Source organism: Thalassotalea sp. PS06 (genome assembly GCF_007197775.1).
GTDB lineage: Bacteria > Pseudomonadota > Gammaproteobacteria > Enterobacterales > Alteromonadaceae > Thalassotalea_A.
In genome coordinates this window covers 1,126,684-1,142,108 of the sequence record NZ_CP041638.1, presented here as the reverse complement: position 1 = coordinate 1,142,108, position 15,425 = coordinate 1,126,684, and the positions used below count along the sequence as shown (strand labels likewise).

The 15,425-nt window shown below is 42.8% G+C and carries 12 protein-coding genes; 5 read left to right on the top strand and 7 right to left on the bottom strand.

Annotated elements, in window-relative coordinates:
- Positions 1-82 precede the first annotated feature (82 nt).
- The gene (rdgC, locus tag FNC98_RS05000; protein ID WP_143580226.1) at positions 83-1,006 is read right to left on the bottom strand and encodes a recombination-associated protein RdgC; all 924 of its coding nucleotides are present in this window, start codon (positions 1,004-1,006) and stop codon (positions 83-85) included.
- A 60-nt stretch (positions 1,007-1,066) separates the two neighbouring features.
- On the opposite strand from rdgC, the gene FNC98_RS04995 reads away from it, so the two are divergent.
- The gene (locus FNC98_RS04995; RefSeq protein ID WP_185968066.1) at positions 1,067-1,411 is read left to right on the top strand and encodes a phage holin family protein; all 345 of its coding nucleotides are present in this window, start codon (positions 1,067-1,069) and stop codon (positions 1,409-1,411) included.
- 79 nt (positions 1,412-1,490) lie between these two features.
- Here the strand turns inward: FNC98_RS04995 and FNC98_RS04990 are convergent, their stop codons facing one another.
- The 4 genes from FNC98_RS04990 to FNC98_RS04975 all read right to left on the bottom strand — a co-directional run bounded on the left by FNC98_RS04990 (position 1,491) and on the right by FNC98_RS04975 (position 5,339).
- Positions 1,491-1,784, bottom strand: coding sequence for a DUF1428 domain-containing protein (locus FNC98_RS04990; RefSeq protein ID WP_409574575.1), 294 nt, complete (start codon positions 1,782-1,784; stop codon positions 1,491-1,493).
- Between the two features lie 414 nt (positions 1,785-2,198).
- Positions 2,199-3,530 carry a phosphate regulon sensor histidine kinase PhoR gene (gene phoR, locus FNC98_RS04985; RefSeq protein WP_143580224.1) on the bottom strand — a complete coding sequence of 444 codons (1,332 nt, stop codon included), beginning with the start codon at positions 3,528-3,530 and terminating at the stop codon, positions 2,199-2,201.
- 6 nt (positions 3,531-3,536) lie between these two features.
- The gene (gene phoB / locus FNC98_RS04980) at positions 3,537-4,229 is read right to left on the bottom strand and encodes a phosphate regulon transcriptional regulator PhoB (protein WP_143580223.1); all 693 of its coding nucleotides are present in this window, start codon (positions 4,227-4,229) and stop codon (positions 3,537-3,539) included.
- Positions 4,230-4,397: 168 nt separating this feature from the next.
- Positions 4,398-5,339, bottom strand: coding sequence for a porin (locus FNC98_RS04975; protein ID WP_143580222.1), 942 nt, complete (start codon positions 5,337-5,339; stop codon positions 4,398-4,400).
- Between the two features lie 349 nt (positions 5,340-5,688).
- Here FNC98_RS04975 and FNC98_RS04970 point away from each other — a divergent pair, with 349 nt between their 5' ends.
- Both FNC98_RS04970 and FNC98_RS04965 read left to right on the top strand, forming a co-directional pair.
- Positions 5,689-6,657 carry a PstS family phosphate ABC transporter substrate-binding protein gene (locus FNC98_RS04970; RefSeq protein WP_143580221.1) on the top strand — a complete coding sequence of 323 codons (969 nt, stop codon included), beginning with the start codon at positions 5,689-5,691 and terminating at the stop codon, positions 6,655-6,657.
- 166 nt (positions 6,658-6,823) lie between these two features.
- A complete protein-coding gene (locus FNC98_RS04965; RefSeq protein WP_143580220.1) occupies positions 6,824-7,381 on the top strand; it encodes a hypothetical protein in 558 nt (185 codons plus the stop codon).
- 1,057 nt (positions 7,382-8,438) lie between these two features.
- Here FNC98_RS04965 and FNC98_RS04960 read toward each other — a convergent pair.
- A complete protein-coding gene (locus tag FNC98_RS04960; protein WP_143580219.1) occupies positions 8,439-8,939 on the bottom strand; it encodes a glycine cleavage system protein R in 501 nt (166 codons plus the stop codon).
- Between the two features lie 531 nt (positions 8,940-9,470).
- Here FNC98_RS04960 and FNC98_RS04955 point away from each other — a divergent pair.
- Together FNC98_RS04955 and FNC98_RS04950 are read left to right on the top strand one after the other, a co-directional pair.
- Positions 9,471-11,123, top strand: coding sequence for a dipeptidyl-peptidase 3 family protein (locus tag FNC98_RS04955; RefSeq protein ID WP_144035459.1), 1,653 nt, complete (start codon positions 9,471-9,473; stop codon positions 11,121-11,123).
- A 294-nt stretch (positions 11,124-11,417) separates the two neighbouring features.
- Positions 11,418-13,826 carry a penicillin acylase family protein gene (locus tag FNC98_RS04950; protein ID WP_143580218.1) on the top strand — a complete coding sequence of 803 codons (2,409 nt, stop codon included), beginning with the start codon at positions 11,418-11,420 and terminating at the stop codon, positions 13,824-13,826.
- A 122-nt stretch (positions 13,827-13,948) separates the two neighbouring features.
- Here the strand turns inward: FNC98_RS04950 and thiI are convergent, their stop codons facing one another.
- Positions 13,949-15,412 carry a tRNA uracil 4-sulfurtransferase ThiI gene (gene thiI, locus FNC98_RS04945; protein WP_143580217.1) on the bottom strand — a complete coding sequence of 488 codons (1,464 nt, stop codon included), beginning with the start codon at positions 15,410-15,412 and terminating at the stop codon, positions 13,949-13,951.
- Positions 15,413-15,425: the final 13 nt, after the last annotated feature.

Here is a 15,425-nt window from a genome sequence, read left to right as displayed (position 1 = left end):
GTTTGTATGAACAAACCGGGCTTTTATTGATTTTCGATTCAGTAAGATACTACAAGGGTATAAGCGACTAAAGTCTAAATCCTTATTCCTGTTCCAGGTAACTATCTGTACGCAAACCAAACTGCGCCAGTAAATCGTCGATAAAGCGGTTTAACTCACCCGTCATCAAGGTGAAATCGGCGTCAATTTTCACTAGCATGTCATCTTTAGGGATATCCGCATTTTGCTCATGGATAACGTCAAAGAACTTCACGCGTTTAACACTTAAGTCTTCGGCTAGCACACAAGATAGGGTTTGGTCCCAATCAAACGCAATTTTCACTACCTGCTTGTCGGTGTTTAAATGCGCCAGGATCTCATCGGATAATAAGTCCTGGTTCTTACAACGGATCACCGCAGCATCTTCGCCTAACGCTTTTAGTTCACCTTCAAAACCAATCAGGAATTGCTCTGGTAAGTTCTGCTCTAATAACCAGCTGGTCATTACTGTTTCGGCACCGGTTTCTGGCGCGAATGAGGTTACCGGCAGGCTACCTAATGATTTACGTAACAATGCCAGGAAATCTTCGGCTTTACCGCGAGAAGAGGTATTGATAACGATGATATTTTTCTCAGGACAAATATATCCTTGAGTGTCGCTAATTCTGGAAAATGCGCGTGGCAACAATTCAAAGGTAATATCTTCTTTAAACTGCTCTTTTTCTTTCTTGGTAGCCTTACGGGAGTGTTCTTGCTCCAGCTGCTCTACTTTTTCATCTAAGGCTTCTTTTACCACAGAAGCTGGAAGAATCTTCTCTTCTTTGCGAGCAGATAACAGATAGCAACCATTGGCATGGTGTATCAGGCGCTGGCCATGTTTTCCTAACGCATTGCTCCAGCCAAAATGAGACAATTCGGTTTTACCACAAGGGCGAAACTGATTTTCCTGAAGTTGGCTTTCAAGCTCTTCTTCGTTTATGGTAAATGGACGAGTAAACGCAAAAATATATAAGTTCTTAAACCACATGGACGTATTCCTGTCCCCTTTCATGGAAATACTGGGGATCTTTATTGAGAAGGATTTGAGATGGGCATCATAACCAATATCTTACTGTTGAGTATATCTATTTTTTTAGTTTCGAAGATGATGTCCGGCATTCATTTAAAAAGCTTCTGGACCGCAGTAGTTGTCGCAATTGTTTACTCTATCGCCGATATCCTTTTGTATTGGTTTTTAGTGATCATTTCCATGCCTTTGATCATTCTCACCTTCGGCTTATTTGTATTTGTTTTAAATGCGTTTTTACTCTGGCTAACCGATCAACTGCTCGACGATTTTGAAATAGAAAGCTTCGGCACAACCTTAGTGGCTTCGTTTATTATTACCGTGATCAACCTGGTATTGGGTTGGATATTTTTACCTGGTGCGTAAAAAAATATAACGGTACAGCCGCATAAAGAAACGACTTATGTGCAAACCATTAAATGTGTTTAACACTCACGTTGCTTTACTACACATCAACAATAACTTCGAATCCGCCAAAAATCATTCGGCTACCATCAAATGGCATCGGGTTATTCTCTGGTTGCAGGCGCGGATCGTTCATAATTTTCTCGATATGTTCATCTCTGAATGTTTTTGACGGCCAGGTAAGCCAGGAAAAACAAACGATTTCATCGCACTGACATATTACCGCCATGGGAAACGACGTGAGTTTGCCTTCGGGAACATCATCTCCCCAACATTCAACAACGCGAATTGCGCCATATTCTTTAAATACTTTTGCAGCTTCACTTGCATTTATACCAATCCCATTAAATTATTGCTCACTCAGTGAGAATTTAAAGGCTTTTAGACAAGGCTTTGATTGCAGAGAATGGTTATTTCCATTGTCAAAATCAGTAACGCAGGATAAACGCCTTTAAAACTCACCCGTAGGGAGTTAGTGAGAGGCCCATTTACTGCCCTATATTTCATTAATATAGAATGACTATATCAATAAAATCTATGTTGTACATGAACCTCGGCCCTAACTCTGAGTTGTGCACAAACTTAGTGGGATTGGTATTATATATTCTTGCTTTTTATCGCGCGGTACAGCCAGCACGAATCCATCTACATAGGCCATCGTAAACTCCCTGGGTTGTCGAAAACGTTGATAATAAAATAAATACTTAACCTTTAATTTCAGCATTACCAACATGAAACTTAAGAAGATTTAATAAATACTCTTCTGTTTCGGGTAATTTTCGCCAATGACAAAACTGTCCTGAGCGGGAAACTCAATCGAAAATGTGGAGCCTTTGTGTAAGGTGCTTTGTATCAGCAACTTTGCGTTATGATGTTGGGCGACATGCTTTACGATGGCAAGGCCAAGTCCGGTACCGCCGGTATCTCGGGAACGCGATTTATCAACTCGATAGAAGCGCTCTGTTAACCGGTCTATGTCTTCCTGACGAATACCGATTCCCGAGTCAGTAACCTGATAAACACAATGTTCGCCGACTCGCTGCCAACTCACTTTAATGTCGCCACCTTCTGGGGTGTAATTGATGGCATTTACCAATAAGTTACTGAAAGCACTTTTCAATTCAGACTCATTGCCCATTAGCCCCAGCGAGGGGTCAATATCGAAGGACAAGCGATGTTGCTTATGTTTGTTCAATACCGACGCATCGTCGATTAGTGTATTGATAAGTTCAGGAACATTGACCATAGCCCGGATATCGATATCGGCATTAACCTCAACCCGGGACAAAATCAATAATTGCTGAACCAACCTGTCCATACGGGTAACCTGCTCTTCTATGGTGTCAAAAGAGCGCGACCAGTGGTCGGAAAAATCATTGTCTTCCTGTATCATCTCAACATAGCCGCGAACCACAGTTAATGGCGTTTTCAACTCATGGGAAACATTAGCAACGAAATCGCTTCGCATCTTTTCAACCCGGCGTAGCTGACTGACATCTCGCGCCAGCATCAGGTATTGCTCATCACCGTAGGGCATGAAACGCAGTTCTAGTTGTTGGTCTTCATTGTCAGGAGAAACCAGCGAGCAAGGCGCGGAAAAGTCTTCCTTGCCAATATAGTTTGCTAGTTCTGGTGAACGCACCAGGTTGGTAATTCGCTGACCATTATCCATTGGCCAACGAATGTCCAATAGATAGCTCGCTTTTTTGTTTGACCAGCGTATACAGTATTCAAGATCGAGGACGATAGCTGCATCAGGCAAGGCTTCGGCGCCATCACGAAATTCTCGAATGCGGGCATTGAGATCGCGCTGTTTGCGCCGATATTTTTGAGTCCTACGATAGATGCCATCGTAAATGTGGCCCCAGATACCTGTGGATTCAGGTGGGGATATTAGATTCTTCTGCCATAGCCAATTGATCAGCTTAAGCAGGTGTTTGTAGTTCCAGATTAGAGCGATAACCGCTCCAATCAGCAGAACCAACTGCAGCTGGTCAAGCAGTAAACCAACTACGATAAGACAACTAATGACAGTTAAAACTCGACTAAAAAACTGCTTTAGTGAAAAGCGGTAGATCATATTTGATTAATTTACCCTGCTGGAGAATCGATAACCAGCTCCACGCACTGTCTGGACAAATTCCTCGTGGCCATTGCCAGCGATAGATTTGCGCAAACGTCGGATATGCACATCAACGGTTCGGTCTTCAACATAAACATTAGTACCCCAAACATTATCAAGTAATTGTTCTCGCGAGTAAACTCTTTCGGGGTGGGTCATAAAGAAGTGCAGCATTTTGAACTCAGTCGGCCCCAAATCAATGGGTTTATCATTGATAGCAACACGGTGAGAAACCGGATCTAAGCTCAGGCCTTTGAACTCAATTAGCTCTTCTAACGCAGTCGGCGCAACACGGCGAATCACCGCTTTAATACGGGCGATAAGTTCTTTCGGCGAAAACGGCTTAGTAACATAATCGTCAACACCAATTTCAAAGCCTTTCACTTTATCGTCTTCATCAGAGCGGGCAGTGAGCATTATAATCGGAATATCGCGAGTATATTCCTGTTGCTTAATTTCTTTGGCAATTTTAATGCCGCTGCCACCAGGCAGCATCCAGTCCAGTAATACTAAGTCGGGAAGTGGATCAACTAAACAGGCTTTTGCCTCTTCATAGTCAGCGGCCTCAATGGTATTAAAACCATTTTGCTCCAACACAAAGGTGATCATTTCACGAATTGGAGTTTCATCTTCAACTACTAATATTTGTCGGTTCATATTCCTTCCTGACAAACTCATTCACTAAACACTTAGTACATTTTGCCAACAGAACGTGACACTTTTATGACAGCATTCATAAAAACATCATTATTTATGCAACTAATTTTAGCAAGCAAAAAGCCGCAATTGTTGCGGCTTTTCTTTTGGACTTATATAAAACTTATTTTAGAACTTATATTCGATACCGGTACCGAAGTAGTTGCGGTCAGTCGCATCATCGAACTGGAAGTCCGTGTAGAAAGCCATTAATTTAGCGTTCTTAGCAAGCTTGTAATCAACACCTACGGTGTAGCCAGACGCATCATCAGAAGAGGTAAAACCTGTCTCTTCTAACTCGAAGTTACCGCTTTGGTACTGACCTTTCAATACCAAGTCGTTAATGCTGTATTTCGCAGAAACGAAGTAGCCGTCCATTTCTTCACCAGATTCTAAATCTTCCTGGTTCTGAATCATTGCACCAAGAGTTACACCAGCTAGCTTGGTAGAAACCGTTGCACGATTTACGTCATAACCTTTAACGTCACGGTCCATAGCAACAGAAGCAAACCAGTTGGTTTTCTTAAGTTGGTTGTCACCGTAGAATAATGCCGCACTGATACCTTCATCATCTTCGTTTGCACTACCGTTAGTTACGTAAGTAAGACCTAACTGGAACTCGCCAAACTTAGGCGTTTTATAAGTTACGGTGTCGCGAAGACGGTTTTCACCTTTAAAGATGTTTTTGATATCGCCTTCCATATCGTTGAATAAATCAACTTTACCTTGCGACTGTTTCGTTACAGTATCGTTCTTCCCTAGTACTAGTTTACCGAAGCTTCCTTCTAAACCTACGTATTGGTTACGGCCTGAGATGTTCTCGTCACCTTCACCATCTACATCAACCTGTACTTCAAATTTAACGATAACTTTTAAATCATCATTGATATCATAGTGCGAGTTAACACCTAAACGTGATGCGTTACTCTTAACTTCTGAGAAGCTACCTTCACCTTCATCTGAAAGTTGAACAGTTACATTAGCTTTACCGTAAAATTCGGTCTCAGCCATTGCGGTTGATGAAAGAGCGGTTAGTACAGCAAAAGCTGTAGAAGATTTTACTAAGTTCATTGCGCTACCCTAAAAAGATTTATTAGCAAGGTGGGATGTATTGCACTCGAGAGTTCAACAATCCCTAGTAATTTTTAATTGAGCGCATTGTGACATCGGAATATGACACTTTTGTGACAATGTAGAATTTTTTTTGCATTTTTTGATAGATTTGTGAAGGTTTACTTTTTTTTAACATAAAGCTTTACGACAATGACTCCTGTTGGTCATATATAAAGGAATCTTTGATTTATCCTGCCATACCTGTATAAAAGTTTTTTTAATTTTTTTCCGTTGTCATAAAAGCGTCATATTTCTTTTTTAAGATGATTTTGAAATTTTTAATCGAGATAAGTCTTTGGAGAATACAATGACTATTAAACGAGTATTAACAGCGGTAAGTTTTGCTGTTGCCACTTTTACCAGCCAATCGGTTTTGGCTTTGGACGAAAACCTACCTGAATATAAGAAAGTAAGCGGTATTTCCGGCAACCTTTCTTCTGTTGGTTCTGATACTCTTGCGAACATGATGACGTTCTGGGCAGAAGAGTTTAAGCGCAATTACCCAAGCGTTAACATTCAAATTCAGGCGGCAGGTTCATCTACTGCGCCACCAGCTCTTACCGAAGCCACTTCAAACATTGGCCCAATGAGCCGTAAGATGAAATCAAAAGAAATTGAAGCTTTTGAAAAGAAATTCGGTTACAAACCAACGCCAGTTCGTGTAGCGATTGATGCGCTTGCCGTATTTGTACACAAAGATAACCCAATCGAAGGCCTTAGCATTCAGCAGGTTGACGCGATATTCTCAAGCAACCGTAAATGTAAAGGCGAAAAAGATATCGACCGTTGGGATGACCTTGGTCTGACAGGCGACTGGGAAGGTAAAGACATCCAGTTATATGGTCGTAATTCAGTATCTGGTACTTACGGTTACTTTAAATCAAAAGCCCTTTGTAAAGGTGACTTTAAAAACACCGTAAACGAGCAACCAGGTTCTGCGTCTGTAGTACAGTCAATTTCTGCTTCTTTAAACGGCATCGGTTATTCAGGTATTGGTTATATGACCTCTGGCGTTCGCACCTTACCTCTAAGTAAAAAAGGTACTGATTACGTAGAAGCTAACATGGAAAATGCTACTTCAGGTGATTACCCACTATCTCGTTACCTATACGTTTATGTGAACAAGCACCCTAGCAAGCCACTTGCTCCAAAAGAAGCTGAGTTCTTAAAAATGATTCTTTCTAAATCAGGCCAGAAGATTGTAGAAAAAGATGGTTATATCCCTCTTCCTGCATCAGTATCTGAGAAAGAAATGAAGAAGCTAGGTCTTCTTTAATCGATAACGATTAATGCCTTATATGTTAAAAGCCACCGTCAGGTGGCTTTTTTGTTTGATTTGAAAAATCTTTTTACGGGTTTGCATCATACAAGCTAATTCGGTATTTTGACTAAACGGCCAACGGCCGTGATGAGCGACAAGCAGTCATAAGGAAGAATCTATAATGAATGATTACTTTGATTCGAAGAGATTGTTTATATTAACGGCTCTTTTATCTTGCCTGTCACTGTTTACCTATATGGACGATGAGATAGCATTAGTTACTGTCTTCTTAGCAGGCTTTCTCTACTCGGCCGTTTTATGGTTTTCATTAAAAGTTAAGCCTGAGTTTTGGAGGTTTGAATTAGTAACTTTAGTGCTAGGAGTTTCTAATGTTCTTTCAACTTTCGCATCTGCTCCTTTAGTATTTCTACCTAAACCAGTAAACGATTTTCTTGCAATTGTTTTTGCAAGTATATTTGGTGCTGTCGTGACTTTGCTTTGCTTGTCTAAAGTATGGAAATTAAAGTTTTCTAGAGAAAAAATAATCTTAATAATCGCTCTAATTTCAATTGCTTCAATTGGATTTTCAAGCTTGAATTTATATATTCGAAATAATTTAGGTAATTATGGGGTAACAGCTTTAATAAACTCTATGATGTGGTGGTGGGCTTTTTCTTTAGGACTTTTATTTTCACCAAGAAAGTTTTGGAATACATCTTTTCAAGCGAGAAATAATTAGATTTCATATGACTGCAAATGGCACTTTAGAGACGTTCGGCTCTCGACCTAGATACCGTGTAGTATCACGGTATGACTCAGGGGTTTTTGCTTTTGCTAGGAATAGCGTGTGCTCGGAGCTGATGACATCAGCGTGCTCGAAGTGGCGTTTTCCGTCACGTACCCGGAGTATCGTTTACGATACGTACTCAGGGAGTTTTAACTCCCGCCTTTGGCACACTAAAGTCATTCAGCCACTTTGAAATACCATCCCGAAAAACGAGATTACGGCCTACGCCGCAAAGACGAATTTAAACCTTTTCGACAGCGTCCTCACAGAAAATTGCTCCTGCATTTTCTGCATATAAGCCATCCATGGCCAAAACCGACGCAGTCCTCTTCTAAAGAAAGTGGTAACTTCAGCTATTGACTCAAGGTTTTTGCTTTTCACTCGAAGCGACGTTTTTTGTCGCGTACCCGGAACAATCTTTGATTGTGTACTCGAAGTGGCGCTTTCCGTCACGTACCCGGAGTATCGTTTGCGATACGTACTAAGGGAGTTTTAACTCCCGCCTTTGGCACACTAGAGACATTCGGCCCAGGTCAAGATTCCCTGTAGTATCAGGGAATGACGCAAAGTTTTTTGATGCATTCTTCCACCTTCCTCTTCCACCAGCGAAGCTTACCTCACTCGAAGCGACGTTTTTTTGTCGCGTACCCGGAACAATCTTTGATTGTGTACTCGAAGTGGCGCTTTCCGTCACGTACCCGGAGTATCGTTTACGATACGTACTCAGGGAGTTTCAACTCCCGCTTGTGGCACTTAAGAGACACTCATCTCACGCCTGAGATACCGTGTAGTATCACGGTATGACGCAAGAGTTTTTGCTTTTTCTTCCACCTTCCACCAGCGAAGCTTACCTCACTCGAAGCGACGTTTTTTGTCGCGTACTCGGAACAATCTTTGATTGTGTACCCGAAGTGACGTTTTCCGTCACGCACTCGAAGTATCGTTTACGATACGTACTAAATAAATTTACAAACGGGAACAATTGTTCCCGTTTTGGTTTTATGAAGTGCTAATTCACCACCACATCAACAATGAGATCATCGGCAATGCCTTCCAAAGCGCCGACCAAAGAATCGATATGATCATCGCCAGTAATGGCAATGGTGGCAGTGGCCTTAAATAGCTTTTGGCCAAAATGCGGAGCGTTACCCTGGGTGCTTACTAGTTTGACTAAGTTACCGCCCTGGGCGTGAATCACTGATGAAATTTCACCAATAATACCGATACGATCATTAGCGGTCAGATCAAGGCGAATGGTTTCATCGGCAAGTGATACTGGCTCTGTTACTTCGGTGGAAATAGACAGGCCTTCAATATCTTTTAGCGCTGCCAGTAAATTCTCACTGTGCTCGTTATCGACAGATACTTCCAAAATACCGGCAAAAAATCCCGACAACTTACGCATACTTGAGGTCTGCCAGTTACCGTGATGCAGCTTAATCGTTTTCGCCAGAGTATCAACGATACCGGGCTTATCCTTGCCTAAAAACGAAATCACAATATGTTTCATAGCTTTTCCCTCTTCAATTATCGAAACGTCTACCCACTAGTTTCAGTAGGTCTTAAATAAGTTAACCTAAATATCAGTACTTTGCTCAATTTTATTCAGCCATTTGCAAGGTTCACGCGCGCTAATACCAATCCCATTAAATTATCGCTCACTCAGTGAGAATTTAAAGGCTTTTAGACAAGGCTTTGATTGCAGAGAATGGTTATTCCGCTCTCAAAATAAGCCAAAATCAGTAACGTAGTCCAAATGCCTTTAAAACTCACCCGTAGGGAGTTAGTGAGAGGCCCATTTACTGCCCTATATTTCATTAATATAGAGTGACTATATCAATAAAATCTATGTTGTAACTGAACCTCTGCCCTAACTCTGAGTTGTGCACAAACTTAATGGGATTGGTATAAGTTGCTATTGTGTTAATAATTTTCTAGTCTTTCGCCTTAACAAAAGATGATAACAAGCGGATTTAGCCACAAGACCGAGTCTGAATGTATCGTCACAAGCCGACAATATTTACCATGGAGTTATGTCATGATGGCTTTAAAATCATTATCACGTTTGAGTGCGGCAATCGTATTCGCCAGCGGTATTAGTGCCTTTAGCGCGGGCGCATTTGCGCAACCACTCAATTTAAAACCGGAAGCGAAAGATCGCCTGAATATCTATCAGGAAGTTGAACTCAATGCCGATCTTACTCACTTAAGCGACAACCAACGCAAGATGCTGTCATTGCTTATCGATGCTTCAAAAATTATGGATGAGCTGTTTTGGCTGCAGGCCTACGGTGAAGGTAAAAAAGACTTACTCAAACAAATTAAAGACCCTGAAGTTAAACGGTTTGTAAAAATCAATTACGGCCCCTGGGATCGCCTCGATGGTGATAAGCCATTTTTAACTTCCGTGGAAAGCAAACCGGAAGGTGCGCAATTCTATCCTGCGGATATGAGCAAGGAAGAGTTTGAAAAAGCGGAATTTAACGGAAAAACCTCGTTGTACACGCTGGTGCGCAAAGACAAAGAAGGCAACCTGTTCTCCATCCCCTATTCCGAGGCCTATTCCGATCACATTAACCGCGCTGCCGCGATTTTAGAAAAAGCCGCGACGTTCGCCGATGATGAGTCGTTTGGCAATTACCTGAAAATGCGTGCCGATGCCCTGCGTAGCGACGAATATCAGGCGTCAGATATGGCTTGGATGGATATGAAAACCAACCCCATTGATGTGGTTATCGGCCCTATTGAAACCTATGAAGATTTATTGTTCGGTTATCGCAGCGCCTTTGAATCTTATGTCTTGATAAAAGATATGAGCTGGAGCGAAAAGCTGGCAAAATATGCGGAATATTTACCGAAACTTCAAAAAGACTTACCGGTTAAAAAAGCTTATAAAAAAGAAGTTCCCGGCTCAGATGCAGATTTAAATGCCTATGATGTTATTTATTATGCCGGCCATTCCAACGCTGGTGGTAAAACGATCGCCATTAACTTACCTAATGACGAAGAAGTGCAGCTTGAGAAAGGCACGCGCCGCCTGCAACTGAAAAACGCCATGCGTGCTAAGTTTGATGCCATCATGGTGCCAATTTCCGAGCAACTGATCAGCGAAGCCGATCGCAAGCACGTTACTTTCAATGCTTTCTTTGCCAATACCATGTTCCACGAAGTCGCCCATGGCTTAGGCATTAAAAACACCATTAATGATAAAGGCACGGTGCGCCAGGCTTTGAAAGAACATGCCTCGGCACTGGAAGAAGGCAAAGCCGATATCCTTGGCCTTTACATGGTACGTCAATTACTGGCTGAAGAAGTTATTAGTGAAGGTGAGCTAAAGGATTACTACACCACCTTTATGGCCGGTATATTCCGTTCGGTTCGCTTTGGCGCCACCAGTGCTCATGGTAAAGCGAATATGGTTCGCTTTAATTACTTTGCCGAAAACGGCGCATTTTCACGTGACGAGAATGGCTTATATCGCGTCGATATGGAAAAGATGACCGCTGCTATCGATTCTCTGTCTGAATTGATCCTGACATTACAGGGCGACGGTGACTATGAAGGCGTTGGCAAATTAATGGATGAATCGGGGATGATCAAAGAAGCGCTTGCCGCCGATTTAGCAAAACTGGAAGAAGCTAAAATACCCGTCGACATTGTCTTTAAACAAGGCAAAATGGTGTTAGGATTATAATCTCGAAAAGACGCTTAACGGCGTCTTTTTTTTTTGCAACTCAACGTTGTTTTCACGACCAATTGCTACAATTGCCTGCCAATTAGCCACAATTCGTCATTTTTTACTTCTATTTTTAATCGCTATTCAATACAGTGGTTACCTCAAAGAGTATTCCCATTTCTTACTGCCGCAAAATTCAGGCGGTCGTTGTGATGTTTTATTCTGCACTTCAAATAATAAAGTTAATGGCCTTCCCGGACAGGTACTCATAACGAGGGTAAGACCAAAGACAATAAAATTAAAGGTAACTTGATGGCTAACTTGTTAGTTAAATCGATAAAAATAATCCTCATCCTTTTGTTGGTGGCAATCGCCGCTATCTATCTGTATTTTCGACAAAGCCTGCCTCAACTTGATGGCAAGGTCGCTGGTAAAATCATCCAGCCGGTTACGGTAACCCGAGATGAGCAAGGTATTGCTCAGGTCTCAGGACAAAGCCGCGAAGATGTGAGTTTTGCGCTTGGCTACTTGCACGGCCAGGAACGTTATTTCCAGATGGATCTGCTGCGCAGGAATTCGGCGGGTGAATTATCCGAGCTGTTTGGCGCTCTGGCATTAAACCACGATAAGAAAATTCGCGTCCATCAGTTCAGAAAACGCGTCGGCCAATTTGTAAAACTGCTAACAGATGAGCAGACCGCGATTTTACAACGCTATACCGCGGGTGTTAACCAGGGCTTAAGTGAACTTGGTGCCAGACCTTTTGAATATGCGCTTTTAAGCGCAGAGCCTAAACCCTGGCTCGCCGAAGACAGCTTGCTAGCGTTGTATTCCATGTATATGGATCTGCAATATGAATACGGTGACAGAGAATTGTTACTTGGCGCCATGTCTGATTTGTTATCTGCGGATGCGTTTCAGTTTTTAATTCCTAAAGGTTCTAACTGGGATGCAGCAGTTGATGGCACCACGTTTGCCACCGCCAATATTCCGCAACAGCAAGTATTCACCTCTGCGGCCAACCGTTCTAAAAGCCAACAAGCTCAGGAATTCACTTTATTTCCTGATAACCAGGAAGGCTTTAAAGGCAGTAATAACTGGGCCGTATCCGGTAAGGTATCAAAAACCGGCAGCGCCATTGTTGCCGATGATATGCACTTAGGAATTGGTGTACCAAATATCTGGTATCGAACCAGCCTGCGCTATAACAGTAACGGTAAAGCTGTCGCTATTGATGGCGTTACTCTACCAGGTACTCCTGCGATTGTGGTTGGTAGTAACCACAACATCGCCTGGGGTTTCACCAATAGCTATGGCGACTGGAATGATTTGATCAAACTTGTGGTATCAGAAGATGGTAATCAATATTTAACTCCAGACGGTTACAAGACATTTGTTGTCGAGCAGGAAACCATCAACATAAAAGAGGGTGATGCCGCGTCAATTGATATTAAGTTAACGCAATGGGGCCCGGTTATCGGTGTAGATCATCAAGGTAACTTGCTCGCCATGCGTTGGGTGGCTCACGATCCACAAGGCGTTAACTTCAACCTGTTTGGCCTTGAATATGCGCAAAACGTTGAACAGGCCATTGCCGCCGCACACACCGCAGGTATCCCAGCACAAAATTTGATGGTCGGTGATAAAGATGGAAACATCGCCTGGACTATCGCCGGCGCCATACCAAGAAAGTTCGGTCTCGATAATACCGGTAGTCAGGGTTGGGCAGTGCCTCAAGACTGGAGTACTGGGGATATCGGTTGGTCCGGTTACCTTACATCCGAAGAATACCCTGTGGTATTAAACCCTGAAAATAACCGTCTTTGGACAGGCAACAGCCGCGTTGTTGGTGGTGAAATGTATCAAAAACTAGGTAACGGTGGTTATGCACTCGGTGCTCGTAGCCAGCAAATCCGCGATGGTTTGATGGCCATTGAAGAATTTAGCGAACAAGACTTATTAGACATTCAAAACGATGACAAAGCGGTGTTCTTAGCGCCTTGGCATAACTATTTGATGGAGACGGTATTAACCGAAGCATTTGTAAGCAAGCAAAACTACGCGCCGCTTGTGAAGCACTTGAACGATTGGCAGGCCAGAGCATCGATCGACTCGGTCGGTTATTTGTTTGTCCGTCAATTTCGACTAAATGTAAGGGATGAATTATTTGCGCCATTGCACGAGATGATAAATTCCGCGGGTGATGTAAATGCGATTCCGTTGTCATTCCGCCCTATCAGAAGTCTGGTGGAAGTACCGATGTGGCAAATGCTGATGCAACAGCCAGAACATTTATTGCCAGAGGGCTTTGAGAGCTGGACGGCATTTAGCCAATCAATCGCAGCTTCTACCTATGATGAGCTGGTTGAAAAATATGGTGCTATTGATAACGCAACCTGGGGTGCTCACAACACCACCAACATTCAGCATCCATTATCAAAAGCCATTCCAGCCCTAGGCTGGTTGTTAGATATGCCAAAAGATGCGGTGCGTGGTGATACATTTATGCCGCGTGTACAGGGGGTTGCTTTTGGATCCTCGCAACGTATGGTGGTATCTCCTGGCCATGAAGAGCAGGCAATTTTCCATATGCCTTCTTCGCAATCAGGTCACCCATTATCACCATTTTATGGCAAAGGCCATGAAGACTGGGTGCAAGGTGTCGCCTCGCCGCTATTACCAGGCAAGACAAAGTACACTCTAGAATTTACTCCTGAATAAAAACCTCTCGCTCAGGTGAAAGAGGATCAAAAAAGCCTTCCATCAGGAAGGCTTTTTCATTTGCGTTAATTATTATTATTAGCGTCGCAAATAACGCTTTGTTTATCGGGCGTTAAAATCTCTTACGGACGGTAAACTTTTACGTTATCAAAGCCATTATCGTGCAGATATAAGGCCTGCAGTTTACTCATTACGCCGCGATCGCAATAAAGCAAATAAGTCTTATCAGACGGCAAGTCACCAAACTGAGTCGCTAGCTTGTAAAACGGTATGTGATGGACTTCGATATCGTCGAGTTCCAACGGATTAGCATCTTCTTCTTCCGGAGAACGAATATCGATAACCACGTTATCATGCCCTGCACTATCGACGGTTTCGACTTTATCAACCGTAGCCACTTCTTCTTCCGTTTCCATGGCGATATCGCGCATATCAAGGATCTTGGTACGACTTACCACATCGGTAAGAATATCCATATCAAAGTTGCCTTCTTCGGCTTCGATACGTGACAGAACCGCTTTTACCGTAGGCTTTTGGGAAATTACACCACAGTACTCAGGCATGGTTTTAGCAAAATCTTCGGTACCGATTTCCCGGGCTATATCGATAATTTCCTGCTTATCCATGGCAACTAATGGACGCAAAATCAGAGTTTCCGTTACCCGGTCGATAACATTCAGATTGGTCAACGTTTGCGAAGAGACCTGACCCAGGGCTTCACCGGTGACCAACGACTGAATACCGCGTTTTTCGGCAATCATTGATGCCGCGCGCATCATCATCCGCTTTAACACCACGCCCATTTGGCCGTTATCGATTTTCTCAAGAATTTCGGCAACCACAGGCTCAAAATCAACCGCAAAAAACTTAACCCGATGCGAGGCGCCGTATTTGTTCCACAAATAGTAACTTACCTGCTTAACACCCACTTCATGAGCACTACCGCCAAGGTTAAAGAAACAGAAATGGGTACGCGCGCCCTTGCGGATCATCTGATAACTGGCAACACCAGAATCAAAACCACCTGACATCAGTGACAATACGTCTTCCTGGGTGGCAATTGGGAAACCGCCAAGACCTTCATGACGTTCAGAAATAATGAATAGCTGGTCTTTATTCACTTCAATGCGAATGGTCACATCAGGTTTGCGTAACTGGACTCTTGCTGAATCTACATGCTGATTTAATCCACCACCGACATATTGCTCAATCTGCAATGAGGTAAAGTCATGCTGGCCGGTGCGCTTAGCGCGAACACAAAAGGATTTGTTCTCAATGGTCTGGGCATGAACAGCGAGCGTTTTCTTGAAGATATCGTCAACATCGGTGTAGGTGCTTTGCTGTACTTCAAGAAAATGCGGAATACCCGGCACACACTTTAATGTATCAATTAATAACTGGCGGTTTTCTTCCGAGGTATTTTTACTGGTCACTTCAATGCTGTCCCAGTTAATTTTGGTACGTACCTGCTCGTCCACACGACGTAAAACATTCTTAATATTGGACTCGAGGATTTTGGTAAAACGCTTGCGAACCGGACGCGATTTAATGGTGATTTCCGATTGCAATTTAACAATAAATTTCATTGATAATGCCAGT

Bases quoted from the DNA above. Each gene is read 5' to 3' on its own strand.
- FNC98_RS04970 (WP_143580221.1), top strand. From the start codon at position 5,689: ATGACTATTAAACGAGTATTAACAGCGGTAAGTTTTGCTGTTGCCACT.
- FNC98_RS04955 (WP_144035459.1), top strand. From the start codon at position 9,471: ATGGCTTTAAAATCATTATCACGTTTGAGTGCGGCAATCGTATTCGCC.
- FNC98_RS04950 (WP_143580218.1), top strand. From the start codon at position 11,418: ATGGCTAACTTGTTAGTTAAATCGATAAAAATAATCCTCATCCTTTTG.
- thiI (WP_143580217.1), bottom strand. From the start codon at position 15,412: ATGAAATTTATTGTTAAATTGCAATCGGAAATCACCATTAAATCGCGT.
- FNC98_RS04975 (WP_143580222.1), bottom strand. From the start codon at position 5,339: ATGAACTTAGTAAAATCTTCTACAGCTTTTGCTGTACTAACCGCTCTT.
- FNC98_RS04995 (WP_185968066.1), top strand. From the start codon at position 1,067: ATGGGCATCATAACCAATATCTTACTGTTGAGTATATCTATTTTTTTA.
- FNC98_RS04960 (WP_143580219.1), bottom strand. From the start codon at position 8,939: ATGAAACATATTGTGATTTCGTTTTTAGGCAAGGATAAGCCCGGTATC.
- FNC98_RS04965 (WP_143580220.1), top strand. From the start codon at position 6,824: ATGAATGATTACTTTGATTCGAAGAGATTGTTTATATTAACGGCTCTT.
- phoB (WP_143580223.1), bottom strand. From the start codon at position 4,229: ATGAACCGACAAATATTAGTAGTTGAAGATGAAACTCCAATTCGTGAA.
- phoR (WP_143580224.1), bottom strand. From the start codon at position 3,530: ATGATCTACCGCTTTTCACTAAAGCAGTTTTTTAGTCGAGTTTTAACT.
- rdgC (WP_143580226.1), bottom strand. From the start codon at position 1,006: ATGTGGTTTAAGAACTTATATATTTTTGCGTTTACTCGTCCATTTACC.